Below are 21,404 nucleotides of genomic sequence, written 5' to 3'. Positions count from 1 at the left end.
ACGAACAAACCCGTGCCCGAACCGGGCACGGGTTTGTTTCTCGTGTTTCGATGTGGGTCCTCAGCCGGAGGACTCCAGCTCTTCGTCAAGCATGGCGAACAACTCGTCGGCTGTTGCCTCCTCGAGGCTTTCCCCGGGGATGTCCGTGCGGCGGCTCTCGGTCCAGCTGGTGACGAGTGCCTTGAGCCGGATGGCGATCCGGGCGTGTTCGGTTTCGTCGGCGGTCGCTTCGCCCAAGGCCGCTTCCAGGGCCGCCAGTTGCTGGTCCACCGCCCCGGTCTGGCCCGGCGAAGGCTGCGCACTCTGTGTTTCGGCGAACTCGGTGTGCAGGTGATCCGACAGGGCCGCGGGTGACGGGTAGTCGAAGATCAGCGTCGCCGGCAACCTCAGGCCGGTGATCGCGTCGAGCTTGTTGCGCAGCTCGATCGCTGTCAGTGAGTCGAAGCCGAGTTCGATGAAGCCCTTGCGGGCATCGATCGCGTTGCGGCTGTCGTGGCCGAGTACCGCCGCGGCGGTCCCGCACACCAGGTCCACCAGCGCTCGTTCGCGCTCCTCCGGGGACATGGTTCCCAGGCGTGACCACGAGTCGTCGACCACTTCCGCGCGCCGCCGTGGTGTGGCGCGAACCAGGCCACGGAACATGGGGGCCACGTTGTCACCACGCAGCTTCGACACGTCCAGGCGGATGGGCACCAGGGCGGGGTGATCTGCGCCGAGAGTGGCGTCGAACAGTTCCAGGCCGTCCGCCGAGGAGAGGCCCAGCACGCCGGAACGGGCCATCCGGGCCAGGTCTGTCTCGGTCAGTTCGCTGGCCATGCCGGCTTCCGACCACAGGCCCCACCCAAGCGAGACCGCAGGCAGCCCGAGGGCCGAACGGTGTTGTGCCAACGCGTCCAGGAACACATTCGCCGCCGAGTAGTTGGCCTGTCCGGCGCCGCCAAGGGCTCCGGTGGCCGAGGAGAACAGGACGAACGCGGCCAGGCCGAGATCCTTGGTCAGCGAGTGGAGATTCCAGGCGGCGTCCACCTTGGGGCGCGCCACCGCGTCCATTCGTTCGGGTGTCAACGCCAACAGCACGCCGTCGTCCGTGACACCGGCGGTGTGCACGACGGCATTCAGGCCCGGCACTGTTGCCAGGAGCTGCCGCAGCGACTCACGGTCGGCGATGTCACACGCCGCGACTGTCACGTCCGTAGCACCTGACGAGAGCAGTTCGGCCTGCAAATCCTTGGCACCAGGCGCATCCAGGCCACGACGGCTGGTCAGGACCAGGTTCCGCACGCCGTGCCGGGTCACCAGGTGCTTGGCGACCAATGCACCGAGCACGCCGGTTCCACCAGTCACCAGAACCGTGCCGTCCGGATCCAGTGAAACCGGGGCCGAAGTCGTGGTGTGCTTGGCCAAGCGGTTCGCCAGGACCTTGCCGGCACGGACCGCCAGCCCACCCTCGCCCGCATCCATGCCAGCGAGAACTGTTGCGAGCGGAAGGTCGCCGCCGTCGACGTCGACAACCATGAAGCGGTCCGGGTACTCCACCTGGGCAGATCGCACCACGCCCCACACGGCCGCGTGGGTGAGATCGTCGACGCCCTCAGTGGCGGCGGTTGCGATGGCTCCCTTGGTGATCACGACCAGGCGGGACTTGGCAAGGGCCTCATCGGACACCCATGACTGGGCCAGGGCGAGGATCCGGTGCACCGCTGAACGAGCTGCCGCGCCAACGTCATCAGTCGGGTCGGCGTGAAATGGCGCGAACACGACGTCCGGCACGGCTGCTGCCGCGGTCAGCGAGGCGAGATCCGCGTAGTGATGTGCACTGCCGCCTGACGCCGAGATCGCTGCGGCGATATCGAGGTTGTCTTCGCCGAGTACCGCACAGGTACCCACAGCGGCCGGGTCGGCCGACCACGGTATCCAGTCCACATGGAACAGTGAGTCGTCGACCGCCGAACGCGGGCCGCCCAACGCGCCGTCCGCGATCGGGCGCAGCGCCAGGGAGTTCACCGTGACGACCGGGTTGCCGGACGGGTCGGTCGCGGTCAGGGCGATGGTGTTCGCCACGTCAGAGGAGATCAGCACGCGCAGGCTGGACGCGCCGACAGCGTGCAGCGTCACACCGGACCAGGCGAACGGCAGCACCGGCTTGTCCTCGGTCGGCCCGGCGAGCCCGATCGTGTGCAGCGCCGAGTCCAGCAGGCCTGGGTGCAGGCCGAAGGAACCGGCGACCGAATGGGCCTGCTCGGGCAGGGTGACCTCGGCGGCGATCATGTCACCGATCACCCATGCCTTGCGCAGGTTGGCGAACACCGGTCCGTAGTCGAATCCCTGGGCGGCGAGCCCGTCGTAGCGGTCGGCCACATCGACCTCGACCGCACCCGCGGGCGGCCATTCCCGCGACACCGGAGCCTGCGGCACCGCCTCGGAGAGCCAGCCGGTGCCGTGCTGCGTCCAGCTGTCGTCCTGCTTGGCGTCGTCGGGGCGCGAGTACACGCTCACCGGACGTCTGCCGGACTCGTCAGCACCGCCGACGACCACCTGGACCTGGACGCCACCGGTCTCCGGCAGCACCAGCGGTGCGGCGAGCGTGAGCTCCTCCAGAGTCCCGCAGCCGACCTCGTCGCCCGCCCGGATCGCCAGCTCGACGAACCCGGTGCCGGGGAACAGCGCCAGTCCCTGGACGACGTGATCGGCGAGCCATGGTTGGGCGCGCAGCGACAGCTTGCCGGTCAGGACGACGCCGCCGGAATCGGCCGCCGAGATGACCGCGCCGATCAGCGGGTGGTCGGCAGCGACCTGGCCGGCCTCGGCCACGCCACGCCCGCTTCCCGAGCAGGTCGGGTCGTCCGCCCAGTACCGCTTGTGCTGGAAGGCATACGTCGGCAGCTCCACCCGGCGGCCACCGGGGAAGAGCGCCGTCAAGTCCACTGTGGAGCTGTTCGCGTGCAGTGTGCCGAGCGCGCCGAGAACGGTCTCCGCCTCCGGCCGGGTCTTGCGCATCACCGGCACGAAAGCGCCGTCAAGCCCGCAGCCCTGGCCCATCGCGGTCAGGATCGCGTCCGGGCCGACCTCGACGAAGGTGGTCACGCCACTGTCGGCCAGCGCGCGGACTCCGTCGGTGAAGCGCACTGCCGCGCGCACCTGCTCGACCCAGTACTCCGGCGTGGCCACGTCATCGGTCACCGAACCGGACACTGTGGACACGATCGGGATCGACGGCTTGGCGAACGAGAGCTTGGCGGCGATCTGGCCGAACTCGGCCAGCATCGGCTCCATCAACGGCGAGTGGAACGCGTGCGACACGCGCAACCGCGTGGTCTTGCGACCCTGTTCGGCCAGCTGCGCGGCGATCGCGAGCGCGGCGTCCTCGTCACCGGAGATCACAACCGACTGCGGGCCGTTGATCGCGGCGATACTCACGCGCTCGGTCAACAGCGGCGTCACGTCTTCTTCCGTAGCCGCGACCGCCACCATCGCCCCGCCGGCGGGCAGTGCCTGCATCAGACTGGCCCGGGCAGCGACCAATGCACATGCGTCGGCCAGCGACAACACGTCGGCGACGTGCGCGGCGGCCAGCTCGCCGATCGAGTGTCCCAACAGGACATCGGGCTTGGCGCCCCACGACTCCAGCAAACGGAACAGCGCCACCTCGACTGCGAACAGCGCGGGCTGCGTGTATCCCGTCTGGTCGAGCAACTCCTGCTCGCCAAGGATCACCTTCTTGAGCGGGTGCTCCAGGTAGACGGCAAGCTCGTCACACACCGCGTCCAGCGCCTCGGCGAACACCGGGTACGCGGAGTACAGCTCCGCACCCATACCGAGCCGCTGGGAACCCTGACCTGTGAACAGGAATGCCACGCGTCCGCCAGCACCGGCCACGCCTTGGACAACCCCAGCGGGAAACGAGCCCGCGGCGAGCCCGTTGAGAGCACGCACGGCCGCGTCGCGATCACTGGCGACAACGACGGCGCGGTGGTCCTGCAGGGCACGAGTGTTGACAAGCGAGTAGCCGATATCGGCCGATGATTGCTCCGGACGGCCGGTCGCGTGCGCGGCCAGCCGGGATGCCTGGCCCGCCAAGGCGTCCGCGTTGTACGCCGAGAGTGCCCAGACCACTGGCCCGGATTCGGCAGGTGCAGGCGCGGGCTCGACCGGCGGGGCCTGTTCGATGATCGCGTGCGCGTTGGTACCGCTGATCCCGAACGCCGACACACCGGCACGCCGGACGTGGCCGGTCTCAGGCCATTGCCGGGCCTCGGTCACCAGTTGCACGTTGCCTGCGGACCAGTCGACGTGCGGCGAGGGTTCCTCGGCATGCAGGGTCTTGGGCAGCACACCGTGCCGGATCGCCAGTACGGCCTTGATCACGCCGCCCACACCGCCTGCTGCCAGCGTGTGGCCGACGTTCGACTTGAACGACCCCAGCAGCACCGGCTCCGGGCGATCACGCCCGTAGGTCGCCAGCAACGCCTGCGCCTCGATCGGGTCACCCAGCTTCGTGCCTGTGCCGTGCGCCTCCACATAGTCCACATCGGACGTCTTGAGGCCGGCGTCGGCCAGCGCGTCGCGGATCACCCGTTGCTGCGCGGGACCGTTCGGCACGGTGATCCCGGCGGAGGCGCCGTCGGAGTTGACCGCGCTCCCCCGGATGACCGCCAGTACCTCGTGGCCGTTGCGACGAGCGTCCGACAACCGCTCCAACAGCACGACACCGGCGCCCTCCGCACATCCGACGCCGTCAGCGCCTGCGCCGAACGCCTTGCACCGGCCGTCGCGTGCGAGGCCTCGCTGCTCGCTGAAGTACACGAACATGTCGGGTGTCGTCATCACGGTGACACCGCCGGCCAACGCCAGCGACGACTCACCGCGGCGCAGCGACTGCACTGCCCAGTGCAACGTCACCAGTGACGACGAGCAAGCCGTGTCCACGCTCACCACCGGGCCTTCGAGGCCCAACGTGTACGCCACCCGGCCGGAGATCATGCCACCGTCGCTGCTGCCCATGCCGTAGTCGTGGAACATCACACCGGCGAACACCCCGGTCTTGCTGCCGCGCAACGTGGACGGCACGATACCGGCCTGTTCGACCGCCTCCCACGACGTCTCGAGGAACAGCCGCTGCTGCGGGTCCAGCGTGATCGCCTCGCGCGGGGAGATACCGAAGAAGTCCGGGTCGAAGTCCGCGGCGTCGTACAGGAATCCGCCGTCACGGGAGTAGGTCGTGCCCGGTTTCCCGCCATCGGGGTCGTAAAGCGCCTCGATGTCCCAGCCCCGGTCCTCGGGGAACTGCCCGACGGCGTCGGTGCCGTCGGTCACCAGCTGCCAGAGATCCGCGGGCGAGCTCACGCCACCCGGGTAGCGGCAGCCGATCCCGATGATCGCGATCGGTTCCCGCACCGCCGCGGTGAGCCGCTCGTTGTCCGCCCTCAGCCGCTCGTTGTCCATCATGGACTGCCGGAGCGCGCTGACGATCTGCTCGGTCGACGGCACCTCGGTCACTGCAACTCACCTCGTTCGTCGGTAACTGTGTTTCCACCAAGGGCCGTGCGGACCAGATCGGCCAGATCCATCCCGGCGATCGCGGCGATCTCCTGTGCCGCGGGGGCCTGCTCCGGCACGTCGGCCGCGGGCTCGTCGTCCTGGCCGACCAGTTCGGTCAGCAGGTGCCTGGCCAGCGGTAGCGGGCTGGGATAGTCGAAGATCAGCGTCGCGGGCAGCCGCATCTCGGTGGCCGCGCCCAGCCGGTTGCGCAGTTCCAGCGCGGCCAGCGAGTCGATGCCGAGATCGGTGAACCCCTTCTCCGGGCCGACCGCATGGGCGTCGCTGTAGCCGAGAACGGCCGCGGCGTGCCCGCACACCAGGTCAAGCACTGTCTTCAGCCGCTCGTCGGCTGAGAGGGCCGCAAGCCGTTCGGCGAGCCCGGCCTCTTCGACCGGCGCCGCAGCAGGGCCTGCCGCAGCGACCGTCCGACGTGGCGCGGCCTTGGCCATCCCACGCAGCAGCGGTGCCACCGCGTCGGCGTCCCACTGAGCTGCCAGTTTCACCGGTACCAGCACCGGTTCCGCGGCGCCCAGCGCTGCGTCGAACAGTTCCAGACCGTCCGCGAAGGGCAAGGGGGCAACACCGGACCTGACGATGTGCGCCACGTCGATCTGTCCTTCGGTGCCTTCCCAGAGGCCCCAGGCCAGCGACGTCGCCACCAGCCCACGAGCTGCCCGGTACTCGGCGAGCGCGTCGAGGAACACGTTGGCCGCCGCGTAGTTCGCCTGGCCCGCGGCGAGCAGCAGTCCTCCGGTCGAGGAGTAGAGCACGAACGCGGCCAGGTCCATGTCCCTGGTCAGCTCGTGCAGGTGCCACGCGGCGTCCACCTTGGGCCGCAACACGTTGTCGACCTGTTGCGGGGTAAGGGATTCAAGCACGGCACTGTCCATCACGCCGGCCGCGTGCACGACCGCGGTGAGCGGATGCGCCGCAGGCACGTTGTCGATCACCTTGGCCAGGGCAGCCCGATCGGCGACGTCGCAGGCGACCAGGTTCACCGTCGCGCCCAGCTCGGTCAGCTCGGCGATCAGGTCGCCCGCGCCGGGCGCCTTCCCGCCCTTGCGGTTGGTGATCACCAGGTGCCGCACATCATGCGTGGTCACCAGGTGCTTGGCCAGTGTGGCGCCCAGCAGTCCGGCACCACCGGTGATCAGCACGGTGCCATCCGGGTTCCACTTGGCCGGTATGTCCATCTTGGACACTCGGGTCAGGCGCGGAACCTTGACGTCGCCACCGCGAATGCCGACCTCCGGCTCATCCGAAGCCACAGCAGCGGCCAAAGCCGATACCGAAGACGGCGAGTCGATGTCGACCAGCTGGATCCGGCCGGGGTTCTCCGCCTGCGCGGCACGCACCAGACCCCACAGGGGAGCCTGCACGAGGTCAGGACCATCGGGTCCGGACACGGCGCCACGCGTCAGCACGACCAGCTTGCTGCGGGTGAACCGCTTGTCCGCCAACCACTCCCGCAGATGGCCGAGAGTGCGGTGGACCACCGCGTGGACTTGCTCGGGCACGTCGCCGTCGCCGGGTTCGAACGGGAGCACGACCACGTCGGGCGTGCCGGTGATCGCGGCCAGATCCTCGTGGACCGGGAAGCCAAGGCCGGGATCGTCCTTGCCCAGCACAGCCCAGCCGTCCGGTTGTGCGCCCGGTTCGACGGTGCTGTCCTGGCTGTCCTGCCACGAGATCCGGTACAGCGACTCAGGCACCGAGGTGGCGGCCAACTGGCCGTCCGACACCGGCCGGACCACCAACGAGTCGATCCGCGCGACCGGGGCACCCACGGCGTCGGCCAGCACCAGGCTGTCGCCGCTGCCGTTACGACGGACCCACAGGCGCAGCGCCGTCGCGCCGGAGGCCTGCAGTGAAACCCCGTTCCAGGCGAACGGAATCGTCGTCTCGGTGAGAGCCATCGGCCCGCCGGGCAACAGGTAGTCGGTGGCACCAAGAGCGGAGTCCAGCAATCCGGGGTGCAGCCCGAAACCGCTGGTGTCGGTGCCCTCCGGCAACGCCACCTCGGCGAACACCTCGCCGTCGCGCAGCCACACCGCGCGGAGGTTCTGGAAGGTACGCCCGTAGCCGTAGCCGAGCCCGGCGAGATGATCGTAGAGGCCGTCCAGGTCCACCTGCTCGGCACCGGCAGGCGGCCAGGCCGTCAGCTCCACTGGCTCCGGCCGTCCACCTGTCCCGAGAACGCCGGCGCTGTGCCGGGTCCATGGGGTGTCCGCCGGGGCGTCTTCGGGACGAGAGTGCACCGACAGTGAACGCCGGCCAGCCGCGTCCCGGGCGTCGATCACGACCCTGACCGCGACCGCGCCACGGTCGGGCAGCACGAGCGGCGCCTCCTGGATGAGTTCCTCCAGGACATCGCATCCGACCTGGTCGCCCGCGTGGATAGCGAGCTCGACGAACGCCGTGCCGGGCACCATGACCCTGCCCATGATCACGTGGTCGGCCAGCCAAGGCTGCGTTGCCACCGACAACCTGCCGGTCAGCACCCAACCACCGTCCGGCAGTTCAACGGCGGCGCCGAGCAGCGGGTGACCCACCGCGTGAGCGCCGAGTGCAGCGGCATCGCCGGCCGGGCGGGTTGCCTCAAGCCAGTAAGTCTTGTGCTGGAAGGCGTATGTCGGCAGCCCGACGACCGAACCCCGGCCGCCGAACAGCGCGGCCCAGTCGACCGAGCTACCGAGCACGTGCAGTTGGCCGACCGCGCTGAGCAGCGTGCCCACTTCGTCACGGTCCCGGCGCAGCGACGCCATCGGCGTGACGGGTTCGAGCACTGATGAGGATGTGCCCGTGTCCAGGCACGCCGACACCATGCCGGTCAGCACTGCGTCCGGGCCGAGCTCGACGAATCTGGTCACTCCCGCTGCCGCGAGGCTGGTCAGGCCATCGGCGAACCGCACCGACTGTCGAACATGCGAGACCCAGTACTCAGGCGAGCACAGCTCCTGCGCCGACGCGATCTGCCCGGACACCGTCGACACGATCGGCACCGTAGGCGCCTGGTAGGACAGTCGCTTGGCGACCGCGCGGAACTCCGCCAGCATCGGCTCCATCAGCGACGAGTGGAACGCGTGCGAGACCCGCAGTTGCTGGGTCTGCCTGCCCGCTTCGACGAATTTGGCCGCGGCGGCGAACACCGGGCCTTCCTGTCCGGAGATGACCACCGACTCCGGGCCGTTGACCGCAGCGATGTCCGCGCCGAGCGGAAGAACCGCCCGCACGTCCGCTTCGGCCGCTGCGATCGCTACCATCGCCCCGCCGGTCGGCAGCGCCTGCATCAACCGGCCGCGAGCGGCGACCAGCGCGCAGGCGTCCGGCAACGAGAACACACCGGCGACATGCGCGGCCGCGAGCTCACCGATCGAGTGCCCGGCGAGGTAGTCCGGGCTGATCGCCCAGGACTGCAGCAACCGGAACAGTGCGACCTCGACTGCGAACAGCGCGCACTGCGCGTAGCTCGTCTGGTTGAGCAGCGCGCTGTCGGCCGATTCGGCGTCGGCCCACATCACCGTCTTCAGTGGACGGTCCAGTTCGGTGTCGAAGGTGGCACAGACCTCGTCGAGTGCCCCGGCGAACACGTCGAACGCCTCGTACAGGCCTCGCCCCATGCCCAACCGCTGAGCGCCTTGACCGGTGAACAGGAAGGCGGTCAGACCTCCGGAGCGAGCCGTGCCACGGGCCGTGCCGACCTGCACCTCACCCGACGCCAACGCGGCAAGCCCGCTTATCGCCGAGTCACGGTCGGCCGCGAACAGCACTGCACGGTGCTCCAGGGCGGCACGGGTGGTGGCCAGTGAGTATCCGACGTCCGCCAGGTTCAGCGACGAGTCGGTACGCAGGTGCTCGGCGAGTTTCGCCGCCTGGTCGGCCAGAGCGCCCGCAGTGGCGGCAGCAACCGGCAGCGGTACCACCGCCAGATCGGGTGCCGTACGACCTGTACGACCTTCCACAGTAGGCGCAGGAGCCTCTTCGACGATCACGTGCGCGTTGGTCCCGCTGAGTCCGAACGAGGAGATCCCCGCACGCCGTGGCCGTCCGTCGGCCAGCCATGGCCGCGCCTCGGTCAGCAGCTCGATGTCACCCGCCGTCCAGTCCACATGCGACGACGGCTTGTCGACGTGCAGCGTCTTCGGCAGCATGCTGTTGCGCAGCGACTGCACCATCTTGATGACCCCGGCCACGCCACTGGCGGCTTGCGGGTGACCGATGTTCGACTTGATCGAGCCCAGCCACAGCGGCCGGTCGCGGTCCTGGCCGTAGGTCGCCAGCAACGCCTGCGCCTCGATCGGGTCACCGAGCCGCGTGCCGGTCCCGTGCGCCTCCACCGCGTCCACATCGGACGGCTTGAGACCACCGGCGGCCAGGGCGGCCTTGATCACCCGTTCCTGGGACGGACCGTTCGGCGCAGTCAGCCCGTTGGACGCACCGTCCTGATTGACCGCGCTGGACCGCACGACCGCGAGCACCTCGTGTCCGTTGCGCTGGGCGTCGGACAACCTTTCCAGCAACAGCAGGCCGACACCTTCGGCCCAGTTCGTGCCGTCGGCGGCCTCAGCGAACGCTTTGCACCTGCCGTCGGCGGACATCCCGCGCTGCTGGCTGAAGTCGATGAAGATGTCCGGTGTGGACATCACAGTGACACCGCCGGCCAGCGCCATGGTGCACTCCCCCGCCCGCAACGCCTGCACCGCGAGGTGCATCGTCACCAGCGACGAGGAGCACGCCGTGTCCACTGTCATGGACGGGCCTTCCAGGCCGAGCACGTACGAGATGCGCCCGGACGTGATCGCGTTGGAACTGCCGTTGGCGAGGTATACGGCGACGTCGGCGGGAGCACCGGGTGCCCGGCTGCCGTAGTCGTCGTACATCGTGCCGGCGAACACGCCGGTCTGGCTGCCCCGCAACGAGGCCGGGTCGATCCCGGCCCGCTCGACCGCCTCCCACGCGGCCTCCAGCAGCAGCCGCTGCTGCGGGTCCATGGCCAGCGCCTCACGTGGCCCGATGCCGAAGAACGCCGGGTCGAAGTCGGCGGCGTCGTGCAGGAAGCCGCCCTCACGCACGTAGGTCTTGCCCCATGTGCCTGGCTCCGGGTCGTAGATGGCGGCCTCGTCCCAGCCACGCCCCTCCGGGAACCCGGTCAGCGCGTCGGTCTCGTTGACCAGCAACTGCCACAGGTCCTCCGGCGAACGCACACCGCCCGGGTAGCGGCAGGCCATGCCGACAATGGCGATCGGCTCCTGCATGGACGCGTTGGCGCGTACCGTCACTGCCGGTGTGTTCTTCGCCGTGCCGACCAGCTTGCCCTTGACGAACTCGGCGACCGCCATCGACGTCGGGTGATCGAACACCAGTGTGGCCGGCAGGGTCAGGCCGGTCGCCGAACCGAGCAGGTTACGCAGTTCCACCGCGGCCAGGGAGTCGAAGCCCAGTTCCTTGAAGGCCCGCTTGCCGTCGATCGCGGCCGCGTTCTCGTAACCCAGGACCGCGGCGACGTGCGTGCACACAAGGTCAAGCAGGACCCGGTCCTGTTCGGGACCGCTGAGTGAGGCCAGCCGGTCCGCCAACGGGTTGTCCGCGCCTGCCGTCACACCATGGGAGGCATTGGCAACGCGTCGGGTACGCGATGGCACGAATGCACGCAGCAGGGCGGGCAGTTCGTCAGTCCGTGCCCGCAATGCCTTGAGGTCCAGCCGCAACGGTGCGAGCACGGCCTCCTCGGTCCGCACGGCCGAGTCGAACAGTTCCAGGCCTTCCGCACCGGTCACGGCAGGGATGCCAAGGCGGCTCATACGCAGGAGGTCCGCCTCGGCGAGCTCGCCGCCGAGCCCAGTGTTCTCCGCCCACAAACCCCACGCCAGCGCGGTGGCAGGCAGACCGTTGGCCTTGCGGTACTCGGCCAGGCCATCGAGGAACGTGTTGGCGGCCGCGTAGTTCGCCTGTCCCGCGGCCAGCACCATGCCACCGGCAGACGAGAACATCACGAACGCTGACAGGTCCAGGTCCTTGGTCGCCTCATGCAGGTGCCAGGCGGCGTCCACCTTCGGCCGCAGCACAGAGTCAACCTGCTGCGAGGTCAAGGTCTCGAACATTCCACTGTCGGCCGTACCGGCCGCATGGACGACCGCGCCCAGGGGTGCGTCCGCCGGAATCGCGGCCAGCAGCTCGGTCACCGCCGCACGATCGGCGACGTCACAGGCCGCGACAGTCACCGAGGCACCGAGGTCGACCAGATCATCGACCAGCTGCCTCGCGCCCGGCGCGTCGAGTCCACGCCTGCTGGTGAGCAGCAGGTGGGTGACGCCGTGCTCGGTAACCAGGTGGCAGGCCAGCAGGCTGCCCAGACCACCGGTACCACCGGTGATCAACACGGTCCGGCCGGGCTGCCACGGGGAATCACCTTGCTCCGCAGTGGATTTGACGAGCCTCGGGACGAGCACCACGCCGTCGCGAACGGCCGACTCCGGCTCGCCCACCGCCAGTGCAGGCGTGGCGTCGCCGTCAAGGGCGTCGATCAGCAACACCCGGCCTGGGTGCTCAGCCTGGACACCGCGGACCAAGCCCCACACCGGAGCGTGGGCCAGGTTCGCTTCCCCACCATCGACCTGGACCGCACCACGGGTGACAACGGCCAGTTTCGCCGCGGACAACCGCTCGTCAGCGAACCACGTCTGGATGGCCGAAAGCACTTCGGCGGTGACACCGCGCGCCGCGTCCGGGACGTCCTCTGTGGACAGCGGGCAGTCCAGAACGATCATGTCAGGAAACTGGTTGCCGTCGAGCGACGCGATGTCGGCGGCCCCGCGCACGGTTACCCAATTGTCGGCCGTGCCGTCCGGCACGACCACCGACTGCCAGCCGACCCGCAGCAGCGAGCCACCGGAGTCACGTTGCTGTGCGAGGTCGCGCTGAACCGGCCGGGACACCAGGGACTCGATGGTCGCCACCGGGCGGCCTTCGCTGTCAGCAACCTCGATCGCGGACACTTCATCGCCGTCCACCCTCACGATTCGCACGCGCAGCACCGACGCTCCGACCGCGTGCAGCGTCACACCGTTCCAGACAAACGGAAGCAGCGTCGCGCCGTCCGGGTCGCCAAGGAGGTCGGCGTGCATCGCGGTATCGAGCAGGGCCGGGTGCAGGCCGAACGACGACGCTGTCCGCGCCGTCGGCTCTGGCAGCGTCACCTCGGCGAACACCTCGTTGCCGCGTCGCCATGCGGCGTGCATTCCCTGGAACGCCGGGCCGTAGCCGTAGCCACGCTCGTTGAGCAGGTCGTAGGCATTGTCGACGGGGATGACCGTGGCCCCAGGAGGCGGCCATTCCGTGAGCCCAGCCGGCTCGGGCCGCTGCGCCGAGGACACGAAACCGGCGGCGTGCTGAGTCCATTCCGCGTCGTCGGCCGCGTCGGTCCGGCGCGAGAACACTGAGATCGGCCGACGATCGCCGGTCAAGGCGCCGACGGTGACCTGCAGTGCTACTCCCCCGGACGCCGGCAGGATGAGCGGCGCGTGCAGGGTCAGCTCTTCGACTGTGGGACAACCGACCTGGTCGCCCGCCTTGATCGCAAGCTCGAGGAATCCGGTACCCGGCAACAGGATGCCGCCCTTGACCACGTGGTCGGCGATCCACGGCTGGGTCTCCACGGACAACCTGCCGGTCAGCACGGTCGAGTCCGAACCGGGCAGCGACACCACAGCGCCCAGCATCGGGTGCCCGGCGGGTTGCTGGCCGACTCCGGCCACATCGCTCGACGGCGCCGCGTGCAGCCAGTAGTGCTTGTGCTGGAAGGCATATGTCGGCAGGTCCAGACGGGTCGGGCCGTCACCGAGCAGGGCCGTCCAGTCGGGCTTGACGCCGCGGGCGTGCAGCTTCCCGACCGCGGCGAGCGCGGTACGCACTTCCTCGCGGTCACGACGCCCCACCGCGACGAACACAGTCTGGTCGGGCATCGTCGTGCTCTGCTGGCCGAGCACAGCCAGAACGTTGTCCGGCCCGAGCTCGACGAACGTACGCGCACCGCCAGCTTCCAGCGCACGGACGGCATCGCTGAACCGGACTGTCTCCCTGACATGGGTGACCCAGTACTCCGGCGAGCACAGTTGCTCACCGGTAGCCGGCTGCCCGGTCACACACGACACGATCGGGATCCTCGGCGGCGCGAAGGACAGCCCGGCGACGATCTCGCCGAACCCGGCCAGCATCGGATCCATTACGGGGGAATGGAACGCGTGGCTGACCTGCAGCCGGCGCGTCCGGTGGCCGAGCGTGCGCACGGCCTCCTCGATCTGGTCGACGATCTCCTCCACACCGGAGATCACCACTGAGGAAGGGCCGTTGATCGCGGCGATGCCGACCACGTCTTCGTGGCCACGCAGCAGGTCGCGCACTTCCTGCTCGGGAAGTCCGATGGCGACCATCGTGCCGTGTGGCTCGGGAAGACCGGCCATCAGACGGCCACGCGCGGCCACCAACGTGCAGGCGTCCGGCAACGAGAGCACACCAGCGACATGCGCGGCGGCCAACTCGCCGACCGAGTGACCGGCAAGCAGGTCGGGCTTGATCCCCCACGACTCGACCAGCCGGAACAGGGCGACCTCGATGGCGAACAAAGCACACTGGGTGTACTCCGTCTGGTCGAGCAGGCCGCGTTCAGCCGGTCCTGTGGCACCGAAAACGACATCCCGCAACGGCACTTCCAGCAGCGGGTCCATCTGCGCGCACACCGCGTCGAACGCCTCGGCGAACGCCGGGTATGCCGCATGCAGCTCACGGCCCATGCCGACCCGCTGTGCCCCCTGTCCAGAGAACAGGAACGCGATCTTGCCGTCCTCATCGGCGTTCGCGAAGCCGGTGACCACGTCGGGCGACTGCTCGCCTGCCTCGACGGCCGCCAGTCCTCTGACCAGCTCGTCCCTGTCGCCGGCAACGATCACCGCGCGGTGTTCCAAAGCAGCCCGGGTGACCACCAGCGAACGGGCGAGCTCGTTGAGGTCCGCATCGCCTTGCTCGTCAAGGAAAGCCCTCATCCGTGCCGCCTGGCCGCGCAACGCGGCCGGGCTACGACCGGACAGCGCGACCGGCACGACAGCGGGCCCGGTTTCGTGTTGGGACGCTACCTCCACATGAGGTGCCTGCTCCACGATCACGTGCGCGTTGGTGCCGCTGATACCGAACGACGAGACCCCGGCGCGACGCGGGTGACCATTCTCGATCCAGTCCTGCGGCTCGGTCAGCAGCCGCACCGCACCTGCGGTCCAGTCGACCACAGTGGACGGCTGGTCGACGTGCAGGGTCCGTGGCAGCGAGTTGTTCCGCATCGCCATGACCATCTTGATGACACCCGCGACACCGGCTGCGGCCTGCGTGTGCCCCATGTTCGACTTGATCGAGCCGAGCCACAGCGGGCGGTCCTCGGGCCGGTCCTGTCCGTAGGTGGCCAGCAGGGCCTGCGCCTCGATCGGGTCGCCGAGCGTGGTGCCGGTGCCATGCCCCTCAACAGCGTCCACATCGGATGGACGAAGGCCACCGTCGGCCAACGCCGTGGCAATGACACGTTGCTGGGAAGGGCCGTTCGGGGCGGTCAGCCCGTTGGATGCGCCGTCGTGGTTGACCGCCGATCCGCGCACCACCGCGAGCACCGGGTGCCCGTTGCGCTGCGCGTCGGACAGCCGCTCGACGAGCAACATGCCCGCGCCCTCGCCCCAACCGGTACCGTCCGCCGCGTCGGCGAACGACTTGCAACGGCCGTCCGCGGACAGCCCGCGCTGCCGGCTGAAGTCGATGAATGTGTCCGGAGTGGACATCACGGTCACACCACCGGCCAGTGCCAGGTTGCACTCACCGCGACGCAGCGCCTGGATCGCCCAGTGCAACGCCACCAGCGACGAGGAGCAAGCCGTGTCGACGGTGACGGTCGGTCCCTCAAGACCGAGCGCGTAGGAGATCCGGCCGGACACGACACTGGCCAGGCTGCCGTTGCCGAGGTAACCGGCGATGTCGTCGGACACCGTACCCAGACGGGTGCCCCAGTCGTGGTACATCACGCCGGCGAACACGCCGGTCGCGCTGCCCCGCAAGGCGACCGGGTCGATGCCGGCCCGCTCGAACGCCTCCCACGACACCTCCAGCAGCAACCGCTGCTGCGGGTCCATGGCCTGCGCCTCACGTGGGCTGATCTCGAAGAAGTCCGCGTCGAACTCGGCCGCGTCATGCAGGAAGGCGCCGTGCTTGACGTAGCTGTGGCCGGGCTTGCCGGGCTCCGGGTCGTAGATCGCCTCGACGTCCCAGCCGCGGTCGGCCGGGAAGGTGCTGATCGTCTCCGTGCCCTCGGCGACCAGCCGCCACAGGTCCTCCGGTGTGCCGATCCCGCCCGGGTAGCGGCAGCCGATGCCGACGATAGCGATCGGCTCCTCCGGGTCGGCCAGGGTCGCGGTACTCGTCAGCGCGACCGGGGTGACGCCGTCCAGCTTCGCCAGGATGTGGTCGGCCAGCGCCCGCGGGCTCGGGTAGTCGAAGATCACCGTGGCACCCAGCCGGAGCCCCGTCACCGAATCGAGGATGTTGCGTAACTCCACCGCGGCCAGGGAGTCGAACCCGATCTCACCGAACGGCCGGGTCGGGCTGATCGACTCCTGCCCATCGTGCCCCAGCACCCCGGCCACATGCGTACGGACGAGGTCGAGCACGGCACGAGTCCGGTCATCTTCGGACAGCCCGGAGAGACCGTCGGCGAACAGTTGGGCTGGTGAAGCGTCACCCAGGGCCTGCGTTGCCCGTCGGATCTGCGTCGGCGCCAGGCCCCGCAGCACAGCGGGCAGTTGGTCGCCACGGGACCGCAACGCAGCCCGGTCGACCCGGACCGGAATGACCGCCGGCTCACCAGAGGCGACCGCCGCATCAAGGGCGGCAAGGCTTTCGGTGACCGTCAGCGGTGCGAGACCGAGCCGATCAATGCGTCGCCTGTCCACATCGGACAAGTTGGCGCCCATGCCGCCCGCGTCGAGCCACAGGCCCCAGGCCAAGGAGGTCGCAGGCAGGCCGAGCGTGTGGCGATGGGCGGCCAGTTCGTCGAGGTAGGTGTTCGCTGCCGCGTAGTTGCCCTGTCCCGCACCGTCGACGAGACCAGCCGCGGAGGAGAACAGCACGAACGCGGTCAGGTCGAGGTCCTTGGTCTGCTCGTGCAACGCCCACGCGCCATCGACCTTCGGAGCCAGGACGGTGTCGACCTGCCCGGCCGTGAGGGTCTCGATCGTCGCGTCGTCCAGCACACCGGCGGTGTGCACCACTCCGGTCAGCGGATGCTCGGCCGGGATCTGCCGCAGCACGGCGGAAATCGCGTCGGCGTCAGCGACATCAGCCGCAACGACCGTCACGCTGGCACCGTTCGCAGCCAACCCGTCGACCAGGTCAGCCGCGCCTGGCGCGTCGGTGCCACGCCTGCTGACCAGCAACAAGTGCTGGATACCGTGCACGGTCACCAAGTGCCGGGCGACGTGAGCGCCGAGACCGCCTGTGCCACCGGTCACCAACACCGTACCGGCTGCGTTCCAGGCCGGCTGGTCGGCTGAGGTCCGCAGTCGGGCCATCCGCGGCGCCAGAATGGTCTGGCCGTCGATGCGCAACTCCGATTCTCCCGAGGCCAGCGCGGTCTCCAGGAGGTCAGCCGACCCATCGCCCTCGATCAGCACAAACCGGCCCGGGTGCTCAGCCTGGGCGGAACGCATCAGCCCGCGTACCGGCGCGGCAGCCAGCCCGCCAGGCGTGATCACGACGAACTTGGCTTCCTCGGCCGGGCCCCCGGCCAGCCACTCCTGCAGTGCCGCAAGCACCCGGCGAGTCGTCTCACCAACCGAAGTGGGCTCGACAGTGAACACGGTCACGTCCGCAGGCGAAGGGCTGGCGGACGTGGTCACTGGGTGCCACTCGATGCCGTACAGCAAGTCGTCCGCTGAGGCGGCCAGTTCAGCCGTGCGGACCGGACGGGACCGGAACGATCCCACTGTCAGCACTGGGGCGCCGGTGCTGTCGGCGATGTCCAGCGTCACGCCGCCGCTCGACGGCGAGGTGATCCGCACACGGACCTTGGTGGCGCCACTGGCATGCAGGCGCACACCCGTCCACGCGAACGGCAGCCTGATCTCGTCGGCCTCGCGAGCCTCACCGGGCGCGAAGTCGGTGGCGTGCAGCACCGCGTCGAGCAGTGCCGGGTGGATGCCGAACGTGTTGTCCTTGTCCGCCTGTGGCAACTCGACATCGGCGAAGACCACGTTGCCCCGCCGCCACGCGGTACGCAGGCCTCGGAACAACGGGCCGTAATCGTACCCCTGGCTCGCCAGCTCCTCATACAGCTCAGCGGTCGCCACGACCTTTGCCTTGGTGGGCGGCCACTGGCCCACCCCCGTCGGCGTGACATCCGCACCGGCCACCAGCACACCGGTGGCGTGCCGAGTCCACGTTGCGTCCTCATCCTGCTCGGGCCGCGAGAAGAACTCGATCGAACGACGGCCGTCCTCGGCGGCGCTCACAGTCACCTGCAGAGCGACGCCACCGGTCGTGGGCAGCACAAGCGTTGCCGCCAACGTCAACTCGTCCACCTCGTCGCATCCGACGTGCGTGGCCGCGTGCAGAGCCATCTCGACGAACGCGGTGCCTGGCAGGACGACCGAACCAGCGATGGTGTGGTCAGCCAGCCAGGGGTGTGATTTGAGGTCGGCCCGGCCGGTCAGCACCAGCCCGTCGTTGTCGGCCAGCCTGATCGCGGCCGCCAGCAGCGGGTGCTCCGAGGCGACCTGCCCGAACCCGGCGGCGTCCGCCCGGCCGGTCGGTGCGGTCAGCCAGAAGTGCTTGCGTTGGAAGGCATACGTCGGTAGATCGACCCGCCGTCCCCGGGTGCCGAAGAACGCGTCCCAGGCCACGGGGATCCCGCGGGTGTGCAGCTTGCCCAGTGCGGAGACAATTGCGTTCTGCTCGGCGTGGTCACGGCGCAACGCCGGAACGAAAGCAATGTCCTCGTTGTCCTGCAGGCAGTTGGCGGCCATCACCGACAGCACTGCGTCCGGGCCTGCCTCGATCGCTGTGGTGACGCCCATCTTGACCAGCGTGGCGACGCCGTCAGCGAACCGGACAGGCCGGCGCACGTGCCACAGCCAGTACCCCGGCGAGCGCAGCTCTTCGTCCGTGGCGATCCGGCCGGTCACGTTGGACACCACCGGGATGCGTGGCGCCGAGAAGTCCGCCGCGCGCAGAATCTGGCGGAACTCGGCCAGCATCGGCTCCATCAGCGGCGAGTGGAACGCGTGCGACACGCGCAGCCGCGTGGTCTTGCGGCCCTGCTGTTCGAACACCGAGGCCAGCTCGAGCACCCTGGCCTCTTCGCCGGAGATCACGACCGAGTTGGGTCCGTTGATCGCCGCGATGGTCGCCTTCTCGTCGACCAGCGGGGTGAGTTCGTCCTCGGTCGCCGAGATGGCGACCATCGCGCCGCCTTCCGGCAACGCCTGCATCAACCGTCCGCGTGCGGCGACGATCATGCACGCGTCATCAAGCGACCACACGCCAGCGATGTGCGCGGCGGCAAGCTCGCCGACCGAGTGGCCCAGCAGCACATCCGGTTTGACGCCCCACGACTGCAACAGGCGCATCAGGGCGACCTCGACCGCGAACAGCGCACACTGGGTGTACTGGGTCTCGGCGAGTTCCTCGGCGTCGGTACCGAACAGCACGTCCCGTAACGGCTGGTCCAGTTGCACGTCCAGATAGTCCAACGCCTCGTCGAGCACGTCGGCGAACACGGGGTAGGCAAGGTAGAGCTCACGGCCCATGGCCAGTCGCTGCGATCCCTGGCCGGTGAACAACACGGCCAGCTTGCCCGGAGCCGGCGACCCGGTCACGACTGGGCCGCCGGCCTGTTCCCCGGTCAGCATTTCCAGGCCACGCAAAGCTTCTGCGGTGTCACCGGCGACCACGACGGCCCGGTGCTGGTGCGCCGCCCTGGTAGTCGCGAGCGAGAAAGCGATGTCAGTGACATCGGTGGATTCGTCCAGGGCGGAGCGCAGCTTTCCGGCCTGCGCGCGCAGTGCCTGCTCGCTGCGTGCCGAGAGCACCAGGGGCACAACAAATTCAGTGTCCGCGGGCTCTGGGGCGTCCTGCTCGTCAACCGGCGGCGCCTGCTCGATGATCACGTGGGCATTGGTGCCGCTGACCCCGAACGAGGAAATACCGGCTCGCCGCGGGTGCTCGCCGTCGGGCCATGTCCGCGTCTCGGTGACCAGCTCCACATCGCCGGCGTTCCAGTCGACATGCGGTGTAGGGGCGTCGACGTGCAAAGTCCTGGGCATCAGGCCGTGGTTGACGGCCATCACCATCTTGATCACACCGGCGACCCCGGCCGCGGCCTGGGTGTGCCCGATGTTCGACTTGATCGAGCCGAGCAGCAGCGGCTGCTCACGGTCCTGACCGTAGGTGGCCAGCAGTGCCTGTGCCTCGATCGGGTCACCGAGGCGGGTACCGGTACCGTGCGCCTCGACAGCGTCCACATCGGACGCATTGAGCCCGGCGTCGGCCAGTGCCTTACGGATGACACGTTGCTGCGAAGGGCCGTTCGGAGCCGTCAGGCCGTTGGAGGCGCCGTCGGAGTTGATCGCCGAACCGCGCACGACCGCGAGCACGGTGTGCCCGTTACGGACCGCGTCCGACAGCCGTTCCAGCACAAGAACACCGACGCCCTCGGCGAACGCGGTGCCGTCGGCCGCGCCGGCAAATGCCTTGCACCGGCCATCCTCGGCAAGGCCACGCTGCCGACCGAAGGACGTGAACACGCCAGGAGCGCCCATCACCGACACACCACCGGCCAAGGCAAGCGGGCACTCACCACGGCGAAGTGCCGCCACCGCAAGGTGAATCGCGACAAGCGAACCAGAGCACGCGGTGTCCACAGTCAGCGTCGGACCTTCAAGGCCCAGTGCGTACGCCACACGACCGGCGATCACGCTCGGCGCGTTGCCCGTCAGCAGATAGCCGTCCATGCCGTCAGGTGCTTCGTGCAGCCGCGGCCCGTACTCCTGGGCCTCAGCACCGATGAACACGCCTGTCCCGGTGCCACGCAGGATAGTGGGGTCGATCGCCGCGCGCTCCAGGGCCTCCCATGAGGTCTCCAGGATCAGGCGTTGCTGTGGGTCCATCGCGGACGCCTCACGCGGTGCGATACCGAAGAACTCCGCGTCGAACGCGCTCGCGTCCGGCAGGAATCCGCCGGTCTGCACGTAAGTGCTACCGGGCTTGTCCGGATCCGGGTCGAACAACCCGTCCAGGTCCCACCCGCGGTTGGTGGGGAACGGGGAGCTGGTGTGTACCTCGTCCATCACCAACTGCCACAGCTGTTCCGGCGACGCCGCGCCACCGGGGAAGCGGCAGCCGATGCCCACGATCGCGATCGGCTCGTCGGCGGCGTCTCCCGTGACCGGGACGACCTCGTCCTCGGCTGCCTCACCGAAGACCAAGGTGTGCAGGTATCTCGCCACCGCGACCGGTGTCGGATAGTCGAACGCGAGCGTGACCGGAAGGTCCAGGCCACTGTCCTCGGTCAGCCTGGCGTGCAGCTCCACCGCGGCCAGCGAGTCGAAACCCAGTTCCTGGAAGGCCTTCGCGGTGTCCACCGCGGCGGGCACCTCGGGCAGGACCGCCCGCAGGGCGGCCAAAGTGGCGTCGTGTACGAGATCGGTCAGGTACGCCGCCCGCTCAGCCGCCGGCAGCTGGGTCAGCAGTCGCGCGAACGCGGATTCCTCGTTCGATCCGTCACGCGGTTCGCCCCCCTTGCCGGAAGGCTCGGACGGTGCCATCTCAAATTCGCGCATTCC

At 69.1% G+C, this 21,404-nt stretch carries 2 protein-coding genes; both read right to left on the bottom strand.

Annotation, left to right across the window (positions count from 1 at the left end):
• Positions 1-60 precede the first annotated feature (60 nt).
• Entirely contained in the window at positions 61-5,496 is a 5,436-nt protein-coding gene (locus tag JOF56_RS37180; RefSeq protein ID WP_209644105.1) for a type I polyketide synthase, read from the bottom strand.
• A complete protein-coding gene (locus JOF56_RS37175) occupies positions 5,493-21,401 on the bottom strand; it encodes a type I polyketide synthase (protein WP_209644104.1) in 15,909 nt (5,302 codons plus the stop codon). The genes JOF56_RS37180 and JOF56_RS37175 overlap by 4 nt, the downstream gene beginning before the upstream one ends.
• Positions 21,402-21,404: the final 3 nt, after the last annotated feature.

This window comes from Kibdelosporangium banguiense (assembly GCF_017876405.1).
In the GTDB taxonomy this organism is placed as follows: Bacteria; Actinomycetota; Actinomycetes; order Mycobacteriales; family Pseudonocardiaceae; genus Kibdelosporangium; species Kibdelosporangium banguiense.
Note: the sequence above shows the minus strand (reverse complement) of the source record. Positions and strands in the feature narration are given on the sequence as shown.

Bases quoted from the DNA above. Each gene is read 5' to 3' on its own strand.
- JOF56_RS37175 (WP_209644104.1), bottom strand. From the start codon at position 21,401: ATGCGCGAATTTGAGATGGCACCGTCCGAGCCTTCCGGCAAGGGGGGC.